The following is a 23073-nucleotide window of genomic DNA, read 5'->3' as shown; positions in this document are numbered from 1 at the left end:
CCGCTAGTGGTCCACCGCCTTCTCGGCGCCGACACCGGTGAGCGAACGGACCTCCATTTCGGCGGCCTTGTCGCGGTCCTCGGAATTCTTGTCCAGAACCGAACCGAGCCAGCCCAGGATGAAGGCCAGCGGGATCGAGACGATGCCCGGGTTGGCCAGCGGGAAGAACGAGAAGTCGACGCCCTGGATCATGGAGGTCGGCAGTCCCGACATCACCGGGGAGAAGATGATCAGCACGACAGCCGAGCCGAGCCCGCCGACCATGGACCAGACGGCGCCCTGGGTGGTGAACTTCTTCCAGAACAGCGAGTACAGGATCGTCGGCAGGTTCGCCGAGGCGGCGACGGCGAAGGCGAGCGCCACCAGGAAGGCCACGTTCTGCCCCTGGGCGCCGATGCCGCCGAGAATGGCGAAGACGCCGATGACGATGACGGTGCGGCGGGCGACCTTCATTTCCTTTTCGGGGGTGCTCTTGCCCTTGGCGATGACCGAGGCGTAGACGTCGTGGGCGAAGGATGCTGCCGCGGTGATGGTCAGCCCGGCCACCACGGCCAGGATCGTGGCGAACGCAACGGCGGAGATGATGCCCAGCAGCAGCGCGCCGCCCAGTTCATAGGCCAGCAGCGGGGCAGCGGAGTTCACGCCGCCCGGGGCGGCCATGATCTTCTCCTTGCCGATCAGTGCGCCGGCTCCGTAGCCGAGCACCAGGGTGAAGAGGTAGAAGCCGCCGATGAGCCAGATGGCCCACACCACCGACTTGCGGGCCTCCTTGGCCGTCGGGACGGTGTAAAAGCGCATCAGCACGTGCGGCAGGCCTGCGGTGCCGAGCACCAGGGCCAGGGCCAGGGAGATGAAGTCCAGCTTGGAGGCATTGGTCTTGCCGTAGGCCAGGCCCGGGTTCAGGATGTCCGGGGTGCCGGCGCTTTCAACGGCGGCTCCGAGCAGGGCAGAGAAGTTGAAGCCGTAGATGGCCAGGACCAAGATCGTCATGATGAACGCGCCGGCGATGAGCAGGCAGGCCTTGATGATCTGCACCCAGGTGGTGCCCTTCATGCCGCCGATCAGCACGTAGACGATCATCAGCGCGCCGACCACGACGATGACCATTGACTGGCCCAGGCGGTCGTCGATGCCCAGCAGCAGCGATACCAGGGCTCCGGCGCCGGCCATCTGGGCCAGCAGGTAGAACACGCACACTGCCAGGGTGGAGACGGCGGCGGCGATCCGCACCGGGCGCTGGCGCAGACGGAAGGAGAGCACGTCGGCCATGGTGAACTTCCCGGTGTTGCGCAGCAGCTCGGCGACGAGCAGCAGTGCCACCAGCCAGGCGACCAGGAAGCCGATCGAGTACAGGAAGCCGTCGTAGCCGTTGACCGCGATGGCACCGACGATGCCCAGGAAGGAGGCGGCCGAGAGGTAGTCCCCGGCGATGGCGGTGCCGTTCTGGGTGCCGGTGAAGGAGCGGCCGCCGGCGTAGTAGTCGGCCGCCGTCTTGTTGTTGGCGCTGGCCTTGAGCACCACGATCAGGGTGACGCCGACAAACAGGCCGAAGATGCCGATGTTGACCCAGGGATTGCCGACCTTGGTCGATTCGGCGGCGACCATCGGGAGGGCCGTCATGAGGGAGAGGGAATTCACTGTCCTTCTCCTGCCTGCTGCGCCTCGAGGCGGGTGCGGATGGCTGCCGATTTCGGGTCAAACTTCTTGTTGGAGAAGGAAACATAGGCGGCCGTGATGCCGAAGGTGGTCACGAACTGGGCCAGGCCCAGCAGGATGCCCATGTTGATGTTGCCCCAGACCTTGATCGACATGAACTCATGCGCGTAGTCCGCCAACAGCACGTAGGCGAAGTACCAGAGCAGGAAGACGATGGCCATCGGGAAGACGAAGCTGCGATGCGTCTTGCGTAGTTCCTGGAATTCCGGGGAGTCCTGCTCCTTTCGGAAATCGATGTCGGAGCCGAGCTCCGAATCGTGGGTGGTGCTCATGATTCCTCCTAGTGGGATGGGCATTGCCCTGGCCGGCGGCTCCCGCCCCACCCCGCGGACCCGGTGGGGCGGGGGTTGGCTGGCACCAATGGCGCTTGTGACTCAGACCACTCTCACCCGGCCGGCGTTCCCGCGTGAAGCGGATCACGACCCGGTGCCGTCGAGCGGTAACCGCCCTGCGCCCAATGGCACCGGCATCCGGTGAACGGTCAGCCGGTTCCGGCGCCCCGTAGGCTTGGACCATGTTGTCCACGGCATTGCAGACCACGCTCATCGTCGCCATCGTCTTGGTGGCGGTCGCCGTCGTGGCATACCTCGGCTACCGGATCATGCGTTCCTCCCAGGACCTGGGCACCGACGCCGAAAAGGCAACGTTCGAGACCCTGCACCAGGTCTCGGTCGCGGCCCCTCACCTGGCCAACGGGCTGACGCCGGAGGGGGCCGCCAAGGCCGGGCGGCACCTGCGCCAGCTGCTCTCCTGCGCCGGGCTGGCCATCACCGACACCACCTCGGTGCTGGCCACCGACGGTTCCATTCCCAGCGGACCGGGTTCCGAGGAAAACACGCTCTCGCTGGCCGCCATCACGCTCTCCACCCGGCGCACCCAGGTCCGCCGCGGCGCCCAGGGGGACATGATCTGCTCGCCGGTCATGGTGCGCGAGGTGGCCGTGGGCACCGTCTGTGCCTTCACTCCCAAGGCCGGGGCCGGGCTGGTGCGTGCTGTCAGCGAGGTCGCCTCCTGGGTGGCGGCACAGGTCGGGCTGGCCGAATTGGACGAATCCCGGGCCCTGCTCATGGAAGCCGAGGTCCGGGCCCTGCGCGCCCAGATCAGCCCGCACTTCATCTACAACAGCCTCAACGCGATCGCCTCGTTCATCAACACCGACCCGCAGCGCGCCCGCCAGCTGGTGGTCGAGTTCGCCGACTTCACCCGGTATTCCTTCCGCCGGCACGGTGACTTCACCACGCTGGCCGAGGAGCTGCAGGCCATCGACCGCTACCTGCTGCTGGAAAAGGCGCGCTTCGGCGAACGGATCCGGGTCTCGCTCTCCATCGCCCCGGAGGTGCTCAGCACAGTCATCCCGTTCCTCTCGCTGCAACCGCTGGTCGAAAACGCGGTTCGCCACGGGCTGGAGTCCAAGCCCGGCGGCGGACTGATCACGCTGGTGGCCCAGGACAGCGGCCAGTACGCGGAAATCACCGTGGAGGACGACGGTGTGGGCATCGACCCGGTGGCACTGGCCCAGGTGCTGGCCGGGACCACCGAGTCGGTGCACGTGGGGTTGCGCAACGTCGATGTGCGCCTTCGCCAGGTCTATGGAGACGCCCATGGACTGGTCATCGATACCGCACCTGGCGCCGGGACGCTGATCACCCTCCGGGTACCCAAGTTCCGCGCCGGCGTGGAGGCCAATGCACCCGCATCCTCCGGGGCCTGACCGGCCCGGCGGCGAAACCGGGGCTCGGAGTGCCAGCTAAGCTTGGGGTCATGATCAATGTGGTTGTTGCGGACGACGAGTTGCCCGCCGTCGAAGAGCTGGCCTATCTGTTGTCCTTGGATTCACGGGTCGGCCAGATCCACCGGGCGAACTCCGGTGCCGAGGCCTTGAAGGCCCTGGAGGAGTTCCAGGTCGATGCGCTTTTCCTCGACATCCATATGCCGGCGCTCTCTGGACTGGACATCGCCCGGGTCATCTCGCGGTTCACCAGGCCGCCGGCCGTCGTCTTCGTGACGGCCGACGAGGCCCAGGCGCTGGAGGCCTTCGAACTGGCGGCGGTGGACTACGTGCTCAAGCCGATCCGGCCCGAACGCCTGGCCGAATCGGTGCGCCGGGTCTCGGAGCTGATGGAGGAGGAGTCCTCCCAGCCGGAGGTCGTCACCGTCGATCAGGGCGGCATCACCAAAATGATCCGCCGCGACGAAATCCGCTACGTACAGGCCCAGGGCGACTACGCCCGGCTGCATACCGCCGACGCCAGCTACCTGATCCGGGTCCCGCTCAACGACTTGGAACAGCAGTGGGCACCGGCTGGTTACATCAGGATCCACCGTTCCTACCTGGTCGCGATGGACCGTGTTGACCAGGTGAAACTGCAGACCGGCAAGGCCTCGGTCATGGTCGGCGGCACCGACCTTCCGGTCAGCCGCCGCGCACTGCCCTACCTGCGCGAGCGCCTCGCGGCGAACCGGGTCCGCCCGCTGTGAGCGAATCCGGCGACGAGATTCCCCCACCGGAATCCGCGCCAGCCATCCCCCGGCGGGTGCGCGTCACGGCGCCGGCCGGCGCCGTGCTCAACCTGCCCAAGCGCGGAACGCCTGATCCCGCCGCTGCCTTCTACGTGCGCTCGCTGATCCGCTCGCAGTTGCGCATTGCCCTGTCGGTGGCGCTGGGCTTCCTGCTGATCCTGATGGGGCTGGCCGTCATCGTCGGGACATGGCCACAGATCCATGACATCCGCATCGGCACCTTTCCGCTGTCCTGGTTGCTGCTGGGCATCGGCGTCTACCCGCTGATCCTGCTTGCGGCCGCGCTCTACAACAGGGCGGCCACCCGCATCGAAGACCGCTACCGGAGCATCGCCCGGCCATGAACTCAACCATTTCGCTGATCGCCATTGCCGTCGTGTCCATCGCCACCGTCATCATCGCGATCCACGGCCTGCGCATCTCCCGCACTACCGGAGACTTCTACGTGGCATCACGCACCGTGCGCCCGTGGTGGAATGCCTCGGCCATCGGCGGGGAATACCTCTCCGCCGCCAGTTTCCTGGGCATCGCCGGGCTGATAGTCGTCAGCGGGCAAGACGCACTCTGGTTCCCGATCGGCTACACCGCAGGCTATCTGATGCTGCTGCTCTTCGTCGCTGCCCCGCTGCGCCGCTCCGGGGCCTACACGCTTCCGGATTTTGCGCAGATCCGGCTCGGCTCGCGCACCGCCCGGCGGATCACCTCGCTGCTGGTGGTGATCGTCGGCTGGCTCTATATCGTCCCGCAGCTGCATGGTGCGGCACTCACCCTGGGCATCAGCTCGGGACTACCCGGCTGGATGGGTTCGACGCTGGTGATGGGCATCGTCTGCGTGACTGTCCTCTCCGGGGGCATGCGCTCGATCACCTTCGTCCAGGCCTTCCAGTACTGGCTGAAGCTGGCCGCACTAGCCATCCCGACAGTGTTCCTGTTGCTGTTCCTGGGCATGGAGGGCCAATCCCCCACAGCCGGCGGCGCCGCTTTCGACATGCCTGCCCCGGCCTCGGCCGACCACGGGCTTTATCACAACATCTCGCTGTTGATAGCCCTGCTCTTCGGCACGTTGGGCCTGCCGCACGTACTGGTGCGCTTCTACACGAACCCCGACGGGCCCTCGGCCCGCAAGACCACGGCCATCGTGCTGGGCCTGCTCTCGATCTTCTACCTCTTCCCGACGATGCTGGGCATCCTGGGCCGTGTCTATGCTCCGGACCTGGCGGCAGCCGGCAATGCCGATGCCACGGTGCTGCTGCTGCCCGGGCGCATCGTGGGCGGAGCGGCCGGGGACATGCTCAGCGCACTGATCATCGGCGGGGCCTTCGCCGCGTTCCTGTCCACCAGCTCGGGGCTGGTCGTCTCGCTGGCCGGGGTGATCAGCCAAGACCTGTTCCAGGGCACTGTGCGCGGTTTCCGGATCGCCACGGTACTGGCCACCGCGGTGCCGCTGCTACTCGCCCTGGGCACCAGCACCTTCGCTCTGGCCGGAGCCATCGGCTCGGTGTTCGCGTTCACCGCATCGACCATCTGTCCGTTGCTTTTGCTGGGCATCTGGTGGCGTGGGCTCACCCCCGCCGGAGCCATAGCCGGCATGGTCACCGGGGCACTGGCCTGCGGTTGCGCATTGATTGCCGCGGCCCTGCTGGATCCGGGGATCGGAACCGCCTACCTGCTGGTGAGCCAGCCCGCCGGTTGGAGCGTCCCGCTGGCGTTCCTGACCACCATCCTCGTCTCGCTCGCATCCCGTTCATCCCGCCACCCGGGCACCGACTCGGTGATGGCCCGGCTGCACGTGCCTGAGTTGTCCTAGGAGCAAGCACGCGGCCCGGCAACGTAACTGCCCGGGTTCGGCGATGCCGCCCCGTTGGGGAGGCGGGCCGCCCCGAGGCGCGTCAACGCCGCGCGAGGCCTCCACGCGCTTCTGCGCTTCCGCGCCCCGCCCCCCTGATCGGCCCGGCCACGCAGCCATAAACGGAAACGGCCGCCGTCCCCGGTAAAGAGGGCGGCGGCCATGGTCCATGCCCCTTGGGCAGGTGACGGTCTTGTCAGTCGATGGAGGCCATCAGTTCGACGATGCGGTCCAGGAACGCGTCGACCTGGCTCTCCTCGTAACCGTCCTGACCGTGTGCCTGGCGGAAGGATACCCGACGCACCACATCGACGCTGAGCGCCACATCCTGCTCGAAGTACTCGATGAGACGATCACACAGCGCGTCGACGTCCTCGGTGTTGTAGCTCGGGGCGTTTGAACGGCTCGGGCGGCGGAAACGCTCCCCCGCGTCGCGGTGCAGGCGTCCGCGCAGGATCGCCGAGAGCCGGCCAACCTGCTGCAGCCAGGCGTCCTCGCCCTCGGTCTCGATCAAGGCGTCGCGTTCACGCTGGGCAAAGACGTCTTCCAGGCGATCGAGCGCACCATCAACCTCGCGGGCGTTGTAACCGCCCTTTTGCGGTTCGAAGACGGTACGGCGGACCAGGTGCGATGTCACGATCGTGTCGTCGGCGCCGGTGCCGTTGAAGGTGGCGCGGGCGCGGGAAAGGAACACGTCGACCTGTTTGGTGCTGTACCCGTAGTCCTTTTCGGCGACACGCTCGAAGGGGCTACCCTGCTGGGCCTTTTCCTGGGTCACTGCGTTGTCCTCGGGTTCGTTCCGATGCCGGGGGCATCAATGGTTTTGCGGTTCCGGCACGGCACAGAGCCGCACCGGAACCATTATGCCCCAGCCTGTGGCCGGGACGTTGGCACTACATGCCGGGTACTGCCTGGAAAAGCAGGATGGAGAGGAAATACATCACCGGGACGGCGAAAACCACCGAGTCCAGGCGATCCATGACCCCACCGTGCCCGGGCAGGATATTACTCATGTCCTTGATGCCCAGCTCGCGCTTGAGCATCGATTCGGACAGGTCTCCGGCAGTCGACGCGCCGACCAGCGCCACGGCGAGCACCAGGCCCAGCCACCACGGCTGATCCAGCAGGAACACTGCGGCCAGGATGCCCACGATCATGGCGCCGCCGACGGAGCCGGCGAACCCCTCCCAGGACTTCTTCGGGCTGATCTTCGGAGCCATCGGGTGCTTGCCGAAGAACGCGCCGACCAGGTAACCGAAAGTGTCGTTGGAGACCACCAGCAACAGCATGGTGGCCAGCTTCAGCGACCCGCCCTCTTGGTTGAACAGCAGGATGGAGAAGCTGATCAGCAGCGGCACCCAGCCCAGGATCAGCAGCGAGGCCATGATCGATGCCATGGCCTTGCCCGGTCCCTCGGCGATGCGCCAGAGCACGATCAGCAGCGCGCTGCCGGTCAGGGCGAAACCCACGGCCTCGACCCCGCCGTAGTACCCTGCGAAGGGCATCAGCACCCCGGCCACCGCCAGTGGCACCAGCGGCACCTCAACGCCGCTCCGGGTGAACGCGCGCGCCACCTCCCAGCAACCGACCACGGCAAACACCGCGACGATGGCTACGAAGGCCAGCGGCAGGAAGAACAGTCCAGTGAAGACCACGGCGATGAGCAGCACGCCCACAGCAATGGCTGCGGGCAGGTCGCGTCCGGCCTTGGACTTCTTCCCCCGTTCAGCGCTTCGTTCCCGCCGGGCCCGCAGGGCACCGACACCCGATTCGGCCTCCGTTGCGGAAGGCTTCGGGTTGGGTTCGCTGGACTCGGAGGTGTTGGTCATTAGACTTCCAGCAGCTCCGCTTCCTTGCGCTTGAGCATCTCGTCTATCGTGTCCGAGTGGGACTTCGTCAGCGCGTCGAGCTCCTTTTCGCCGCGGGTACCGTCGTCCTCGCCGACTTCGCCGTCCTTGACCAGCTTGTCGATGCCGTCCTTGGCTTTGCGGCGCAAGTTACGCAGGGCAACCTTGGCGTCTTCGCCCATACCGCGCACGACCTTGACGTATTCCTTACGGCGTTCCTGGGTCAGCACCGGCATGATCACACGGATGGCCTTGCCGTCGTTCGACGGGTTGGCCCCGACCTCGGAGTCGCCCAGTGCCTTTTCGATTTCGCGCAGCGCGGTCACGTCGTAGGGGGTGATCATGATGGTTCGCGCATCGGGGATGGCAAACGAGGCCAGCTGCTGCAGCGGCGTCGGCGAACCATAGTAGTCCACCATCACTTTGGCGTACATGCCCGGGTGCGCGCGGCCGGTGCGGATCGACGAGAAGTCTTCCTTCGCGGCTTCGACGGTGCGATCCATCTTGTCGGCTGCTTCGAGCAGGGTTTCCTCAATCACGTTTTCTCCTTAGCGTCTGGCACGCCGCTATCGGCGGGTCAGGGGTGTATCTGGACTCTTCATTCATCCTATGTCACGGCCGGTGGCGGCCGCTGTTCACACGGTGACGCGGGTGCCGATTTCCTCGCCGAGGATCGCGCGGGTGACGTTTCCGTCGCCCTCCATGCCGAACACCATCATTTCCAGGCCGTTGTCCTTGCACATGGTCATCGCGGTCTGATCCATCACGCGGATGTCCTTGATCAGGGCTTCGTCATAGGTCAGGTGTTCCAATTTGACCGCGGCCGGGTCCTTCTTCGGGTCGGCGGTGTAGACGCCGTCAACCCCGCTCTTTGCCATCAGCACCACGTCGGCCCCGACTTCCAGCGCACGCTGCGCAGCGACGGTGTCGGTGGAGAAGTAGGGAAGACCGGCGCCGGCGCCGAAGATGACCACGCGGTTCTTTTCCATGTGGCGGATGGCGCGGCGGGGGATGTAGGCCTCGGCGACCTGGGCCATGGAGATGGCCGACTGCACGCGGGTTTCGACGCCCGCCTGCTCCAGGAAGTCCTGCAGCGCCAGGCAGTTCATGACGGTGCCCAGCATGCCCATGTAGTCCGCACGGGAGCGGTCCATGCCCGACTGGGAGAGTTCGGCTCCACGGAAGAAGTTGCCGCCGCCGACAACGATGGCTACCTCGACGGTTCCCACGGTGCGGGCGATCTGCTCAGCCACGGCCTGCACGGTGACCGGGTCCACGCCCAGTTTACCGCCGCCGAAGACCTCGCCCGAGAGCTTGAGCAGTACGCGGCGCCTGCGGGCGGGCGCCTGGGCTGCGGGCTCTGCTGGTGTCATTTCACTGGTTTCCATGGTGCCTCCTGCTGCGGACCAAAGGTCCGTCATCGATCTCTGTGTGGTTCACCGTCTGCGGCAAAATGCCCTGTTGCAGGAAAAAGGGGCGGCCACCGTATGGTGGCCACCCCCTTTACCTGTGTCGGCGGGCGGAGAATACCCGACCGCCGGAATGCTTCGTTAGGAGCCTACGCGGAAACGTGCGAAGGCGGTAGCCTGCACGCCGGCCTCTTCGAGGACCTTTCCAACGGTCTTCTTGGCATCCTTGGCGAAAGCCTGGTCGACCAGCACGTGCTCCTTGAAGAAGCCGGTGAGGCGTCCTTCAACGATCTTCGGCAGTGCTGCTTCGGGCTTGCCCTCTGCAACTGCGGTCTCCATGGCGATACGACGCTCGCTCTCGACCGTCTCGGCCGGGATGTCCTCGCGGGAGAGGACGCTCGGGGTCATGGCGGCGGTGTGGACTGCCACGTCGTGCGCAACGGTTGCTGCGGCTTCGCCGGTACCGTTGACTGCAACGAGGACGCCGACCTGGGCCGGGAGGTCCTTGGAGGTCTTGTGCAGGTACGCATCAACCGATGCACCCTCAACGCGGGAGATCCGGCGGACGACAACCTTCTCGCCCAGCACTGCGCCCTCTTCGGTGACGTATTCGACAAGGGTCTTGCCATCGACGTCAACGGCCAGCAGGGTCTCCAGGTCGGCGGCTTCCGAGGAAACGGCAACTTCCAGGACCTTGGCGGCCAGTGAGATGAACTTGTCGTTCTTGGCGACGAAGTCGGTCTCGCAGGAGAGCTCGATCATGACGCCGACGGTGCCGTCGATGACCTTGGCGGCAACGAGGCCTTCCGAGGTCGAACGGCCTTCGCGCTTGGTGGCGCCCTTGAGGCCCTTGATGCGGATGAGCTCCATGGCCTTCTCGGCGTCGCCGTTAGCCTCGTCGAGGGCCTTCTTGACGTCCATCATGCCAGCGCCGGTGCGCTCGCGCAGTGCCTTAATGTCAGCAGCGGTGTAGTTTGCCACGTGCAACCCCATTCATAAGTGGTTTTTGAGCTGTTTCGCCGAAGGACGGGCCGTTGTGGCCCGCCCCTGCGGTTGTTCCACGGTGCGCTCCCCGATGGGAGCGCACCACGGTTTGGTTCTTGACTACTCTGCGGAAGCTTCCGGAGCAGCTTCGGCTACAGGAGCAGCGTCAGCAGCCGGAGCAGCTTCAGCAGCCGGAGCAGCTTCAGCAGCCGGAGCAGCTTCAGCAGCCGGAGCAGCGTCAGCGGCCGGAGCAGCTTCAGCGTTGCCGGTCTCCAGCAGTTCGCGCTCCCACTCGGCCAGCGGCTCGGCCGGGGCTTCGGTGTTGCCGGTTGCCTTGTTGTGGCGGGCCATCAGGCCCTCGGCCACTGCGTCAGCAACAACGCGGGTCAGCAGGTTGACGGAGCGGATGGCGTCGTCGTTGCCCGGGATCGGGAACTGGACTTCATCCGGATCGCAGTTGGTGTCGAGGATGGCAACGACGGGGATGCCCAGCTTGCGGGCTTCGTCGATGGCCAGGTGTTCCTTCTTGGTATCGACAACCCACAGGACCGAAGGGGCCTTGGTCAGGTTGCGGATGCCGCCGAGGTTCGACTGAAGCTTGGTGAGCTCGCGCTTCAGCAGCAGCAGCTCCTTCTTGGTGTGGCCCGAACCGGCAACATCCTCGAAGTTGATTTCTTCCAGTTCCTTCATGCGCGAGATGCGCTTGGAAACGGTCTGGAAGTTGGTGAGCATGCCACCGAGCCAGCGCTGGTTGACGTAGGGCTGGCCAACGCGGGTAGCCTGCTCGGCAATTGCTTCCTGAGCCTGCTTCTTGGTGCCAACGAACAGGACGGTGCCGCCGTGGGCAACGGTCTGCTTGGTGAACTCGTAGGCGCGGTCGATGTACGACAGCGACTGCTGCAGGTCGATGATGTAGATGCCGTTGCGCTCGGTGAAGATGAATCGCTTCATCTTCGGGTTCCAGCGACGGGTCTGGTGGCCAAAGTGAACGCCGCTGTCAAGCAGCTGGCGCATGGTTACGACTGGCATGTCGCAACTCCTTCCGGCAGTAGCTGTCCGGTCCATTGCTGGACCGCGGTAACTGCCATGGTTTTCGGTTGACGGTCGATGTTCAGGGTGAACATCGCCCCTGGCTTCAGCCACTGGTTACCCAATCCCCACCGCCCACCGGATTTCCGGACCGCAGGCGATGCGGCCACGACAGAACCCGCAGAAACGGGTCATGGGTGGATGCATGATGCGCGAAGTCGGTCTGTGGCGACCAGTTTCCGGACAGGAAAAAGGACGCGACGAACCGCGGTTTAAAGTGTACTACAGCCCTGTCCCTCCCGAGGACGCGTGCCCGGCGTCAACCATGAGCGGGTTTCTTGCGGTTATTCACACCGGCGCAGCTTTGGCCATCGGGCGCGTTCGGCCCACTCCATGCTGGTTCCATGGCAAAAACACGGCTCTTCGTGACCCTCACCCTGCTCGGAGCCCTGACCGCGCTGCCCGCGGCCACCACGGCACCGGCCCATGATCTGGCGGCACCCGCCGCCGACCCCGGCGCATGGTCCTGGCCGCTTGCCGGACATCCGGAACTTCTGCGCCTCTTCGACCCACCCGCGCAGCGCTGGTCCCCCGGACACCGGGGCCTTGATCTGGGTGCTGCCGGGGGCGAGGCACTGCTGGCCCCGGCTCCGGGAATCGTGTCCTACGCCGCGGTGGTGGTGGATCGCCGGGTCCTGGTCATCGACCACGGCCACGGACTGCTCTCCAGCTTCGAACCCGTCGCCGGAACTCCACGCCCCGGAACGGCGGTTGCCGCCGGGGACAGGGTCGGGACGATTGACACGGGCGGACATTGCGATGGCCACTGCCTGCATTGGGGTCTTCGCCTGCACAACGAATACATCGATCCGATGCTGACGATCAGCGACAGGAGGCCATCGATCCTGCTGCCGCTCGGCGGCTAGCCGCGGTGTGCGTCCATGGCCCGGCCATACACCTCGAGCATCAGTCCGGTCTGCCGGCTCTGCAGGAACGAAGCGGGGTCGAAGTCGGATGTCAGCGGTCCGACGCCCGAGGATATCTCCTGGACACACCGGACCAGTGCCGAGGCCAGGCCCTGAACCGTGTCGTCGCCGGTCAGCCAGTAGGTTCCGAGCGGAAGATCTCCGGCGATCCGGTGGTCGCTAAGCAGCGAGGGCGTGCCCAGCGCAGCCGCCTCAAAGACGGTCATGCCCTGGGTCTCGAAACCCTGCGAGGTCTGGACCAGGGCATCGGCCCGCCGCAGCTCGTCAAGCATCTGCGCATAGGGCACCTTGCCTCGGATCACCACTTCGGGGCGGTCCATGCTCCGGCAAAGCGCCTCCGCCTTCGCCCGGTCGGCGCCGTCGCCAAAGACCTGGATCACGGCATCGACATTCGACTCGGCCACCGCCTTCAGGAACGGCAGCAACCGCTTTTCGGCGCTGAATCGTCCTACCCAGACCAGTCGAGGCCGGGGGTTCATCGGGAGGGGGCCGGCAGCGAGCAGCGCCTCGGCGATGTCATCGTCCATGCCGTTGGGGACCACCTCGACCTCGGGGAAGACGCCCTTCTCGGTGAGCAGCTGGGCAAAGTGGCTGGAGGGGGCGGTGATGGCGTCGGCTCTGTCGGCGAAGCGGGCCAGGTACTCCCACGCATCGGCCGCGACCGGGGCGCCCGTGCGCAGCCAGGCCTTCTGGGCAAGTGAGAACCCGCGCTGGATCATTGCCGGGAACGGCATGGTGGCCGCCATGCCCACGTCCAGCCGGTTGTGCATGGTGTGCACCACGGGAAGGTTACTCGCCTTGGCGAAGCGGTAGCCAATGACCGCCTGCCAGAAATCCGCCTGGACATGGACCAGGTCCACCGGTCCCCGCAATGCCAGGGCGACACGCAGCGCCTTGTCGGTGTGCCGTCCCGGTACCGACAGGGAGTACTCCCCCGGCCCCAGCGGCAGCGATGGAAGCTCGATGACCGCGGGGTCCGCCGCATGGGCACCCCGGAACCTCGGGGAAACGATGCTGACCCGGTGTCCGGCACGTTCAAGGAACCTGCGCTGCAAGCGCACCGAGGTCTGCATTCCGCCCAGGGTATCGGGATGCTGATCGATGAACATGGCGACGTGCATGGGGCCCTTTCCGGAAGCGAATGCGTTTCGGCTAGCTATTAAAGAAAATATCCCGGCCGGCTCCGGTGCGATCCGGTGCCGACCGGGAGTATTGCCGTAGGGCGGGTGGGGCTTGAACCCACGACCAAGGGATTATGAGTCCCCTGCTCTGACCAACTGAGCTACCGCCCCGACAAGATGCGCAAGGCAACGCCCGAACATCCTCAGTCATCCTAATGGATGTTTGCGCCCGAACCCGTTCCGATGACCGGCGAGTCCGGAATCCTGACGACTCAGGGCAGAAACTGGGCCGCGCTGGCGCCCCGGTACAGGGCCTCGAAGGTATCCATGGTCTTGGCGTGGCTGTGGATGGCTGCCTTGGCATGTCCGGCCTCGCCCATCGCCGCGCGTGCCGCCGCGTCCTGGGCCAGGACGGCGTCGAGCTTGGCCGCCAAGTCGGAGCGGTTACCCGGCTCGAACAGGAAGCCGTTGACCCCGTCGTCGACCAGGTGCGGCAGGGCCATGGCATTGGCCAGTACGACGGGCTTGGACGCCGAGAGCGCCTCCAGCGTCACCAGGGACTGCAGCTCGGCCGTGCCGGGCTGGCAGAACACGTCGCAGCGCAGGTAGGCGCTGCGCAGTTCGGCGTCATCGACGTGGCCCAGGAAACTCACCCGGTCAGCCAGGCCCTGATCGCGGGCCAGCTTCTCCAGCGGTGCCCGCTGTTCGCCGCCGCCGACGACCTCCAGGTGTGCGTCGGGGACGTGCTTCATCAGGTTCAGCGCCTCGATGAGCTCGTTGACATTTTTTTCCACTGCCAGCCGGCCGGCGAAGAGGATCGTCGGGTACGGGCGCGATTCGACCGTTTCGCCCGCGGCCAGCTCGTAATGGCTCGAATCGATGCCGTTGGAAAGCGGCAGCACCATCTCCAGGCGTCCCCGCTCGCGCATGGCGTGGGCGGCAAGCGGCGTCGGGGTGGTCACGACGTTCGCCTTGCCCATGATCTTGCCCATGTCGCGCCAGGAGTTGCGCGCGATGATGCGCTTGACGAACTTCGGGAACGGCAGGAAGGGATCCAGGTTTTCCGGCATGAAATGGTTGGTGGCAACGGTGCGTACCCCGAGCTTCCGGGCTTCCTGCAGCGCCGCTTGGCCGATCATGTAGTGGCACTGGACATGGACGACGTCGGGCTTGATCTCGGCCAGCAGCCGGCGCAGCTCCTTGTTCGCCTCCCAGGGCAGGCATAGGCGCCAGGTCTCGTGCGTCGGAACCGCATAGGACTTCAGCCGGTGTACCGTCGCCTCGGGCCGCAGCTCGGTGATGGTCGGGCCAGAATCCGCGCGGGCGGCAATGACATGGACCTCGTGCCCGCGTTCGGCCATGGCGGTGGCCAGCCGGAAGCAGAAGACCGCCGCCCCGTTGACATCCGGTGCGTAGGTATCCGCGGCAATCACGATTTTCAGTGGTTTGTCACCGGTCACGGGAATGTGGCTCCTCAACGGCCGCAGCGGGCCGTGCTTGTCGTTACTTGGATGGAAAAGGGGGTCGATGGTGCTCAGGATGTTGCGCCGGGGTCCTGCGGTAGCGGACCGGCCTTGGCCCGCCGCTTTGCCTCTTCCTGGCGTTGCAGCACGTCTGGATGGTGCCGCGAAAGGGCGACGACCCCCACGATAGCAATCAGGGCGCAGACGGCCATGGCCAACGCCACGGCGGCGTGCACATCGGGACGAAGCTCACCGAGGATGCCGATGCCGACGGCGATGCCGACCATCGGGTCGATCACCGTCAGCCCGGCGATCACCAGTTCAGGCGGGCCGCTTGAGTAGGCATTCTGCACGAAGTAGGTGCCCAGGAGCCCGGCGACTGCGACTGCGACCACGACATACCAGGCCAGGTTGCCCAGGAACTTGCCGTTGGGGTCCATCAGGGCCACTGCTATGGTGCGCACCAGCACCGCCACGAAACCGAACAGCACCCCGGCCCCGACGATGTAGAAGAAGGCCCCGATCCGGTGTTTGAACATCAGCACCGCTGTCCCGAAGAAGGCCACGGCGATGGCCAGGAACAACACGGTGGTGAGTTCCTGACGACGGGTGATCTCGTGATTTTCGGCGCTGACGTTGATCGCCAGCAGCACAAACCCGACCGAGCCGACCATGCAGGTGGTGATGGCCAGGATGGTCGGGCGGTTGATCCTGATGTCCTGCTCGCGGGCATTGACGATGGTGGTAATCACCAGTGCAATGGCCCCGATCGGCTGCACCACGGTCAGCGGCGCGCTGGCCAGCGCATAGACGTTCAGTCCCATGCCGATGACCAGCAGGAACAATCCCAGCAGCCAGCGCGGGCTTGTTCCCAGCTTGAGTATGCCCTGGGTGGAGACGCTCAGGCCGCCGGTGCTGGAGCGGACCGCACTGCTCTGGAACTGGGTGCCGAACGCGAGGAAGAAGGCCGCGGTCACGGCGCAGAGGACGGCTACCCAGACCATGCGACGCCGTTCTTCAGAGCGGCGGCCTTGGCCCGGACGCGGATGAAGTAGTCGATGGCGACGGCTACGTGCAGCACGCACGCAACAGCCAGCACGACGGTGGAGATCGGAATCAGCGCCGATTCCCCGCCCCGGTCGGCGCTTCCCTGCGGCAGCATCGGGCTGGCCACCAGAAGCAGCGCGGTGCGCATCTTACCGCCGTTGCTGACCTTCAGCCCGGGGCTCCCGCGGAAGATGACCGGCGCGTTGATGATCAACACGGCGTCGGGGATGATGATGGAGTACACCAGCCAGGACAAGGCAAGGCCGGTGCTGACGAAGGTCGCGGCGATAACGATCGGGGCCAGCCGATCCGCGGCCGGGTCCAGCCAGGCACGGACGCTGGAGACCTGGTCCGGTTTCCGGGCCAGGGAGCCGTCGATCCAGTCGGTGCCGCCTGGCACGGCGAGGTTCAGCGTGGCCAAACCGTCATGTGCGCCGACAGCCTGGGCGGCAACCACCGGAACCAGCAGGAATCGGCCAACGGTGATGAGCTTGGGGATGGTGAAGAAGGTATCGAGAACGCGGCATTCAAGGTCATCACGCGTTCCGGCGTTGATGATGCGCATATTTCTCCCCCCCCCCCCTTTCGCCCGTCTACCGTTTGATCCTGCGCCGAGTGCGCGGCCGTCCTGGTGGACGGCCGGTGTGTTATTTGCCGAAGAGCTTGCGGACGAGGACCACGAACGCGATCAGCGATCCGGTCATCACGGCCAGCGGGGCCCAGCGTTCGCGCAGGGCGGTTCCGGCGTTCTCGCCGGAGAGCCCTGAGGCCTCCGCAAGTTTTTGCGTGGCGGCTTCCTTGCCCGCCTCGAGCTTCTCGCCGGCAGCCACCAAGGTGGTGTGGGCGGCCTCGGCCATGCGGGTGATGCCGTCTCCAGCTGAGTGCGCCGCCTTCGAGACCGTCTCGGCTGCCTTGCGCGGGGCCTCGAGCTTGTAGCCCAGTCCGTCGCGCAGCAGCGCGATCTCGTGGCGGCGGGCGCGGGTGCGCTTGAGCAGTTCGTCATGGGTGGGCTTCGGTGCTGCAGCCTTGGCTTCCTTCGCCGCCACCTGATCCTCGTCCTTGTGCCGCGGTTCACGCGGTTCATCGAGCGTGGCCTCGTTGAAGGAGCTGCCCTCGCGCAGGATGCCCACGTCGTGGCGCAGCCCGCGCAGAGCCTCCTCCGGGACCAGCGGCATGGAGCGCTTGACCCGCCACACGGCGAATCCTGCCAGCGCCAGGGCCAACAGCAGGAACGCAGCGCCGACGATCAATGCTGCGAGCCACGGTGCCATGACAGTGGACAGGCCCATGATCGCGGCGACCACCAGGGAGATCAGCAAGAAGCACAGGAAGACGATGGCCACCACCGCCGCACCGGCCGCGATGCCAAGGCGGATGCCGGAGGCCTTCAACGCGATGAGTGCCAGGCTCAGCTCGTCCCTGAGCTGCCGCGGAACGAGCCTGCCTAGCCCGCTCACCTGGCCCTTGATGGTCGTGGGTGCCGCAGTGCGGTCTCCCGACAGGGGTGTCGACTCGGCTTCGGTCATGATGACTCCATTTCCCTTCGGCCCCAATTGACCGATTGCAACCAAAACTACCACCAGCACCGGGAGAAGGGACTCAACCACAAGGCGTACTACCACGGTATGAGTTCCCGCACCCAGCAAAGAACCCCCGGCCTCGACGAGGACGGGGGTTCTTTATATACGCTCCTCCGACTGGACTTGAACCAGTAACCCTTCGATTAACAGTCGAATGCTCTGCCAATTGAGCTACGGAGGAATGAAGCAGTCAAAACAGTATCAGGGGTTCCGGGCAAACGTGAAATCGGCGCGGCCCGGCTCCCCCGACTGACAGCTACCGGGCGCGCTGGACCCGGGTTTCGTCCCAGACCGGTTCCTTGGATTCGTAGACCCTGCCGTCGGATCCGAACACCAGGAAGCGGTCGAAGGAACGGGCGAACCAGCGATCGTGGGTGACAGCCAGGACCGTCCCCTCGAACGCGTCGATCGCTTTTTCCAACGCCTCACCCGAATGCAGGTCCAGGTTGTCCGTCGGCTCGTCGAGCAGCAGCAAGGTGGCACCGGAGAGCTGCAGCAGCAGGATCTGGAAGCGGGCCTGCTGTCCGCCGGAGAGTGAATCGTATTTCTGCTCGGCCTGGGCGGCCAGCCCGTAGTTATCCAGCGCGCCGGAGGCGGCCTCGCGGGCCAAGCCCGAGCGGTGCTCGTCACCGCGGTGCAGGATGGTCAGCAGCGTGCGCCCGACCAGGTCCGGTCGGCTACGCGTCTGGGCGAAGAAGCCGGGCCGGATGCGGGCACCGAGCTTGGCGCTGCCGGCATGCGGCACCTCTGCAATCTCGAAGTCGGAGACCGGAAGGTGCTCGCGTTCGGGGTCGGTGCCGCCGGCTGCCAGCAGGCGCAGGAAGTGGGACTTGCCCGAACCATTTGAACCGAGCACCGCAACGCGGTCACCGAACCAGATCTCGTTGCTGAACGGCTTCATCAGCCCGGTGAGTTCCAGCTTGTCCATGACCACTGCACGCTTGGCCGTGCGTCCGCCGGCCAGGCGCATGCGCACGTTCTGCTCCATCGGGATCGCCTGCGGCGGGCCCTCATCGAGGAACCTGGCCAGCCGGGACTGGGCAGCCTGGTAGCGGGTGGCCATGTCGGAACGGAACGCCGCCTTGTTCTTGTACATATTCACCAGCTCCTTGAGCTTGGTGTGTTCCTCGTCCCAGCGCTTGCGCAGTTCCTCGAAGCGCTCGTTACGCTCCTTGCGGGCAGTGACGTAGGAACCGAAACCGCCGCCGTGAATCCAGGCCGATGCCCCGGAGAGTCCCGGCTCGAGGGTGACGATGCGGGTCGCCGCGTTGTCCAGCAGCTCGCGGTCGTGGCTGATGAACAGCACCGTCTTGGACGATTCGTTCAACGTGGCCTCGAGCCAACGCTTGCCCGGCACGTCGAGGTAGTTATCCGGCTCATCGAGCAGCAGCAATTCATCGGGGCCCTCGAAGAGCGCTTCGAGCACCAGGCGCTTCTGCTCGCCGCCGGAGAGCGTGGCGGCCTGGCGGTACTGGGCGCGGTCGAATTCGACGCCGAGTGCCGACATGCAGACCTTGTCCCATGCGGTTTCCAGCTCGTACCCGCCGGCGTCCCCCCAGTCGACGATGGCCTGGGCGTAACGCATCTGCGACTTCTCGTCGCCGGTCTCCAGCATCTCGGTCTCGGTGTCGGCAACGGCCTTCGCCGCTGCCGCCAAGTCCGGGCTGGCGGTGCTCAGCAGCAGGTCGCGCACCGTGGATTCGTCCCGGACCTGGCCGACGAACTGGCGCATGATGCCCATGGAGCCGGAGCGCGAGACGGCGCCCTCGTCCGCCTTCAGGTCACCGGCGATGATCTTGAACAGCGTCGTCTTGCCCGCGCCATTGGGGCCGATCAGTGCCGTCTTGCTGCCGCTGGTCACCTTGAAGGTGACGCCGCCGAGCAATTGGGTGCCGTCGGAAAGGAAGTAGTGAATGTCTGAGACATCGATATGAGCCACTGCACCATCCTACCGAGGCCCGCCGCTCCCGCCCCCGTCGCGGCCCACCGGCCCGATCACCAGGCGCCGCCGGTCGCGCACCCAGATCGCGCCGTCGCGCCGGTGCCGGGCCTTCCCGGCAAAGCGGTACCTGTAGGAGAGCACACGCACGAAACGCGGGCGCGCACCGGCGAACGGGTCGTGGTCCAGCAAGTCAAGGGTCGGCGCATCGGCCTCCAGCAGACGGACCAGGAGCCGGTGGAACCAGCGCTGGTGCACCGAGCCCAGCGGCAGGAACCACATCATCCAGTCCAGGCGCAGATGGTAGGGGGCAAACTGCCGCGGCCGGCGGAACACGTCCCCGGGCTTGCCCTTGAACCCATACTCGATCCAGCCGGCGGCATCCGGGTCCGCTTTCAGCGTCCCCTCGATGACGATCTCGATCCGTTCGCGGGTGACAGTGCCAAAGGCGCCGTATGCGTTGCCCAGCTGCCACCTGTTGAAACTGGCGTTCATCAGCTGGTGCGCGGAGAACAGGTTGCGCAGTGCCGGGAGCGATGCCACCACCAGCAGCAGCGTTCCGGCCAGCACCACGGCGTCCCACCAGGGCGGGGCGGCCGGGGCAGGCACACCGGTAGCCGGTAGCCGGGGCAGCAGCCGGTGCAGCACCGGATCGCTGAGCCTGCCGCCGGCCAGGATGATGGTGAGCGCGTTCAGCCAGGCGAAGTTGCCGGTCGCCACGAGCCAGAGCTGGGTGGCTATCACCACCCCCGCCGCGATGGACGCCACGGGCTGCGGGGCGAAGAGCAGGAACGGGACCAGCAGCTGGGCCACGTGGTTTCCCGCCGCCTCGATCCGGTGCCACCATTTCGGGGCCAGGTGCGCGTTGCGGCTGAACGGGCCGGGCATCGGCTGGGTCTGGTGGTGGTAGTACAACGCCGTAAGGTTGCGCCAGGCCGGGTCCCCGCGCCACTTGATCATCCCCGCGCCGAATTCGAGCCGGAAGAGCAACCAGACGTTCAGCGCCAAGATGGCGGCCGGCGGCGCGACCCGGTACGAACCGAGCAGCCCGACGGTGAAACCGGCCTCCAGCAGCAGCATCTCCCAGCCGAAGCCGTAGAACACCTGGCCCACGTTCACCACCGACAGGTACAGCCCCCACAGGGCCAGGAACGCAGCCAGTGGCCCCCAGGGCGGTCCGGCCTGGGGCAGGCCGGCGATCACCGTGGCCGAAATCACGATGCCGGCGGCGCAGACTGCCACCAGTTTGTTGTCCGAATAGCCGATCCGACTGAACAGCGTCGGGCCGCGGGGTCCGCGCCCGGCCAGCAGCTCGGGAACCGGCAACAGGCCGTGCTCCCCCGCCAGCGCCCGGAACTGGTTGAGCGTCGAGCTGAAGGCGATCAGGTAGATCAGGGCCACCCCGCGCTGGAGGATTTCCCGCGCCGCCACGTAGTCGTTCGCCGCCAGCCACTCCATGGCCCCATGGTAGTTTCCCCGGGCCGGACCGGGATGCATTAAATGGAAAATCCCCGGACCATTTCGGTCCGGGGATTCCCGTTTTGGCTCCTCCGACTGGACTTGAACCAGTAACCCTTCGATTAACAGTCGAATGCTCTGCCAATTGAGCTACGGAGGAAGGCAACGGGTAAAAGCTTACACAGGGTTTTGCGAGGATGCAAAACGAGGTGTCTGCCGGGCCGCTCAGTCCGCGCGCAGGGCCCTGCGCTGGATCTCCAATTCCATCAATTGCCGGTTCAGCGAATTGAACCCCTCGGGGTCCGATGCGGGGTCCATGCGCTGGAGCCTGCCCATCAGTTCCGCCTTCGCGTGGGTGATCTGCAGCTCGAAGAGCCGGTTCATGATGTCGGAGCAGTAGCGCACGAGCGCGTCGTCGTTGCCGGCCGGCAGCGGCGTGACGGCGAGCTCGGAAACGAAGCCGCGCAGCGGTTCCGGAACCTCCTGCCGGATCTGCTCCACCCATTGGGCCGGCGTCGCGCCGCTGGCGCCCGCGGCGCGCACGGCATCGTGGATGGCCGCGTGTGCCGGGGCCAGGAAGCGCGCCTCGTAGAAGGCCTGCCATTGGGCAGCAGTAAGCTGCGCCGGCTGCTGCAGCACCACCTCCAGCGACTCGCGTTCCATCCGGGTGACCGGATCGCGCGCATCTGGGCGGCTGAAGACCTGGGCAGCTGGTTCCTGCTCGGCCTCCGGGGCGCTCTGGACGGCGTCCACCGGGGCGGCGAAGATCCGTTCGGGCGCGCCCTTGGTTTCCTTCGCGCGGCGCCCCGCCGCGCCCACGGCCCGCACCACGTCATCGACGTCCATGCCGAGCCAGCCCGCCAGTTCGCGGGCGTAGGCGGGGCGGATCGCCGCGTCGCGGATGCCGGCGACGATCGGCGCCGAGGCGCGCAGTGCCTGTACCCGGCCCTCCACGGTGTTCAGGTTGAATTTCTGCAACCCGGCCTTGATCGCGAATTCGAACAGCGGGCGCTTGGAGGCGATGAGTTCGCGCACGGCCTCCGGTCCGCGGGTCTGGCGCAGGTCGCATGGGTCTGCGCCGGTGGGTTCGACGGCGACATAGGTCTGCGCGATGAAGCGCTGGTCCTCCTCGAAGGCGCGCAGCGCCGCCTTCTGGCCGGCGGCATCGCCATCGAAGGTGAAGACCACCTCGCCGCCGGAGCCGTCGTCCTGCAGCAGCCGGCGGGCGATCTTGATGTGGTCGGCGCCGAACGCGGTGCCACAGGTGGCCACCGCGGTGCCGATGCCCGAGAGGTGGCAGGCCATCACGTCGGTATACCCCTCGACGACGACCAGCTGCCGGTTCTTGGTGATCTCGCGCTTGGCCAGGTCCACCCCGTAGAGCACCTGGGACTTCTTGTAGAGCATGGTTTCCGGGGTGTTCAGGTATTTGGGTCCCTGATCGTCCTCGTAGAGCTTGCGCGCGCCGAAGCCGATGGTGGCGCCGGTCAAATCGCGGATGGGCCAGATCAGCCGGCCGCGGAAGCGGTCGTAGATGCCGCGGTTGCCCTCGGAGAAGATGCCGGTGAGCTTGAGCTCCTCGTCGCGGAAGCCGCGCCCGCGCAGGTGCTTCAGCGCCGCGTCCCAGCCCTGCGGGGCGTAGCCCACGCCGAAGCGCGCCGCCGCTTCCTGGTCGAATCCGCGGCCGGCGAGGAACTCCTGGCCCGTTGCTGCGCCGGGGGTGGCGAGCTGGTCGCGGAAGAACTCCTCGGCGACCTTGTGCGCGTCGAGCAGGCGCTGGCGCTTGCCCACGTCCTCGCGGCGCGGGCCGGTCCCGCCGTCCTCGTAATGCAGCTCGAACCCGATGCGGGCGGCCAGTCGCTCCACCGTCTCCGAGAACGTGGTGTGGTCCATTTTCTGGATGAACGCGATGACGTCGCCGGATTCTCCGCAGCCGAAGCAGTGGAACGTGCCGACCTGCGGGCGCACGTGGAAGCTGGGGCTGCGTTCGTCGTGGAAGGGGCACAGCCCCTTGAACGAGCCGATGCCGGCCGATCGCAGGGTGACGTAGCCGTCAACCACTTCCTTGATGTCGGTGCGCGAACGCACCTCGTCGATGTCTTCTCTTTTAATCAGGCCGGCCATGGGC

Annotated in this window: 21 protein-coding genes and 3 tRNA genes; 5 read left to right on the top strand and 19 right to left on the bottom strand. The window is 66.3% G+C overall.

The features are described 5' to 3' along the window. Positions 1–3: 3 nt before the first annotated feature. Positions 4–1620, bottom strand: a complete 1617-nt coding sequence (locus tag E9229_RS11315) for a solute symporter family protein (RefSeq protein WP_183512021.1) — start codon at positions 1618–1620, stop codon at positions 4–6. A 14-nt stretch (positions 1621–1634) separates the two neighbouring features. Beyond that, positions 1635–1988 (bottom strand): DUF485 domain-containing protein, encoded by a 354-nt coding sequence (locus E9229_RS11310; protein ID WP_183511322.1) that lies wholly within the window; start codon positions 1986–1988, stop codon positions 1635–1637. A gap of 242 nt (positions 1989–2230) precedes the next feature. Between E9229_RS11310 and E9229_RS11305 the strand changes: the two genes are divergently transcribed. From E9229_RS11305 to E9229_RS11290, 4 genes are read left to right on the top strand one after another with little or no spacing between them, the layout of a single operon-like run. Continuing rightward, the gene (locus E9229_RS11305) at positions 2231–3427 is read left to right on the top strand and encodes a sensor histidine kinase (protein ID WP_183511320.1); all 1197 of its coding nucleotides are present in this window, start codon (positions 2231–2233) and stop codon (positions 3425–3427) included. Between the two features lie 50 nt (positions 3428–3477). Continuing rightward, positions 3478–4194, top strand: a complete 717-nt coding sequence (locus tag E9229_RS11300; protein WP_183511319.1) for a LytR/AlgR family response regulator transcription factor — start codon at positions 3478–3480, stop codon at positions 4192–4194. Further along, entirely contained in the window at positions 4191–4580 is a 390-nt protein-coding gene (locus E9229_RS11295) for a DUF485 domain-containing protein (RefSeq protein ID WP_246380475.1), read from the top strand. Before E9229_RS11300 ends, E9229_RS11295 begins: the two co-directional genes overlap by 4 nt. Continuing rightward, positions 4577–6043, top strand: coding sequence for a sodium/solute symporter (locus tag E9229_RS11290; RefSeq protein WP_183511318.1), 1467 nt, complete (start codon positions 4577–4579; stop codon positions 6041–6043). Before E9229_RS11295 ends, E9229_RS11290 begins: the two co-directional genes overlap by 4 nt. Positions 6044–6278: 235 nt before the next feature. Here E9229_RS11290 and E9229_RS11285 read toward each other — a convergent pair whose 3' ends face one another. From E9229_RS11285 to rpsB, 6 genes are all read right to left on the bottom strand, one after another. Then, positions 6279–6860, bottom strand: a complete 582-nt coding sequence (locus E9229_RS11285; protein WP_183511317.1) for a DivIVA domain-containing protein — start codon at positions 6858–6860, stop codon at positions 6279–6281. Positions 6861–6975: 115 nt separating this feature from the next. Beyond that, positions 6976–7911: a phosphatidate cytidylyltransferase gene (locus E9229_RS11280; RefSeq protein WP_183511316.1), complete on the bottom strand. Its 936-nt coding sequence runs from the start codon at positions 7909–7911 to the stop codon at positions 6976–6978. Further along, positions 7911–8468: a ribosome recycling factor gene (gene frr, locus E9229_RS11275; RefSeq protein WP_183511314.1), complete on the bottom strand. Its 558-nt coding sequence runs from the start codon at positions 8466–8468 to the stop codon at positions 7911–7913. Before frr ends, E9229_RS11280 begins: the two co-directional genes overlap by 1 nt. A 96-nt stretch (positions 8469–8564) precedes the next feature. Then, positions 8565–9302 carry a UMP kinase gene (gene pyrH, locus E9229_RS11270; RefSeq protein WP_183512019.1) on the bottom strand — a complete coding sequence of 246 codons (738 nt, stop codon included), beginning with the start codon at positions 9300–9302 and terminating at the stop codon, positions 8565–8567. 177 nt (positions 9303–9479) lie between these two features. Beyond that, positions 9480–10319 (bottom strand): translation elongation factor Ts, encoded by an 840-nt coding sequence (tsf, locus tag E9229_RS11265; protein WP_183511313.1) that lies wholly within the window; start codon positions 10317–10319, stop codon positions 9480–9482. Positions 10320–10442: 123 nt separating this feature from the next. Beyond that, positions 10443–11351: a 30S ribosomal protein S2 gene (gene rpsB, locus E9229_RS11260; protein WP_183511312.1), complete on the bottom strand. Its 909-nt coding sequence runs from the start codon at positions 11349–11351 to the stop codon at positions 10443–10445. Positions 11352–11755: 404 nt separating this feature from the next. Between rpsB and E9229_RS11255 the strand changes: the two genes are divergently transcribed. Beyond that, positions 11756–12277, top strand: coding sequence for a M23 family metallopeptidase (locus E9229_RS11255; protein ID WP_183511311.1), 522 nt, complete (start codon positions 11756–11758; stop codon positions 12275–12277). On the opposite strand, the gene E9229_RS11250 is transcribed toward E9229_RS11255, so the two are convergent. From E9229_RS11250 to dnaG, 11 genes are all read right to left on the bottom strand, one after another. Further along, positions 12274–13446, bottom strand: coding sequence for a glycosyltransferase (locus E9229_RS11250; protein WP_246380474.1), 1173 nt, complete (start codon positions 13444–13446; stop codon positions 12274–12276). The genes E9229_RS11255 and E9229_RS11250 overlap by 4 nt on opposite strands. A 109-nt stretch (positions 13447–13555) precedes the next feature. Beyond that, positions 13556–13629, bottom strand: a tRNA-Ile gene (locus tag E9229_RS11245). Between the two features lie 101 nt (positions 13630–13730). Next, positions 13731–14918, bottom strand: a complete 1188-nt coding sequence (locus E9229_RS11240; RefSeq protein ID WP_183511309.1) for a glycosyltransferase — start codon at positions 14916–14918, stop codon at positions 13731–13733. A 74-nt stretch (positions 14919–14992) separates the two neighbouring features. Further along, positions 14993–15925 (bottom strand): DMT family transporter, encoded by a 933-nt coding sequence (locus E9229_RS11235; protein ID WP_183511307.1) that lies wholly within the window; start codon positions 15923–15925, stop codon positions 14993–14995. After that, positions 15913–16533, bottom strand: a complete 621-nt coding sequence (locus tag E9229_RS11230; protein WP_183511306.1) for a CDP-alcohol phosphatidyltransferase family protein — start codon at positions 16531–16533, stop codon at positions 15913–15915. Before E9229_RS11230 ends, E9229_RS11235 begins: the two co-directional genes overlap by 13 nt. Before the next feature lie 82 nt (positions 16534–16615). Then, on the bottom strand, positions 16616–17494 hold the full coding sequence (locus tag E9229_RS11225) for a phage holin family protein (protein ID WP_183511305.1): 879 nt from the start codon (positions 17492–17494) through the stop codon (positions 16616–16618). 162 nt (positions 17495–17656) lie between these two features. After that, positions 17657–17729: transfer RNA gene (locus tag E9229_RS11220), tRNA-Asn, on the bottom strand. A gap of 75 nt (positions 17730–17804) precedes the next feature. Beyond that, positions 17805–19487 carry an ABC-F family ATP-binding cassette domain-containing protein gene (locus tag E9229_RS11215; protein ID WP_183511304.1) on the bottom strand — a complete coding sequence of 561 codons (1683 nt, stop codon included), beginning with the start codon at positions 19485–19487 and terminating at the stop codon, positions 17805–17807. A 9-nt stretch (positions 19488–19496) separates the two neighbouring features. Further along, a complete protein-coding gene (locus E9229_RS11210) occupies positions 19497–20984 on the bottom strand; it encodes a lipase maturation factor family protein (protein WP_407671338.1) in 1488 nt (495 codons plus the stop codon). A 45-nt stretch (positions 20985–21029) separates the two neighbouring features. Next, positions 21030–21105 (bottom strand) — tRNA-Asn (locus E9229_RS11205). Between the two features lie 65 nt (positions 21106–21170). Further along, on the bottom strand, positions 21171–23069 hold the full coding sequence (gene dnaG / locus E9229_RS11200) for a DNA primase (RefSeq protein ID WP_183511303.1): 1899 nt from the start codon (positions 23067–23069) through the stop codon (positions 21171–21173). Positions 23070–23073: the final 4 nt, after the last annotated feature.

Origin of the sequence: Paeniglutamicibacter cryotolerans (assembly GCF_014190875.1) — a bacterium.
GTDB classification, from domain to species: Bacteria; Actinomycetota; Actinomycetes; order Actinomycetales; family Micrococcaceae; genus Paeniglutamicibacter; species Paeniglutamicibacter cryotolerans.
The sequence above is the reverse complement of the archived record's forward strand: the minus strand, read 5'-3'. Positions and strand labels throughout refer to the sequence as shown.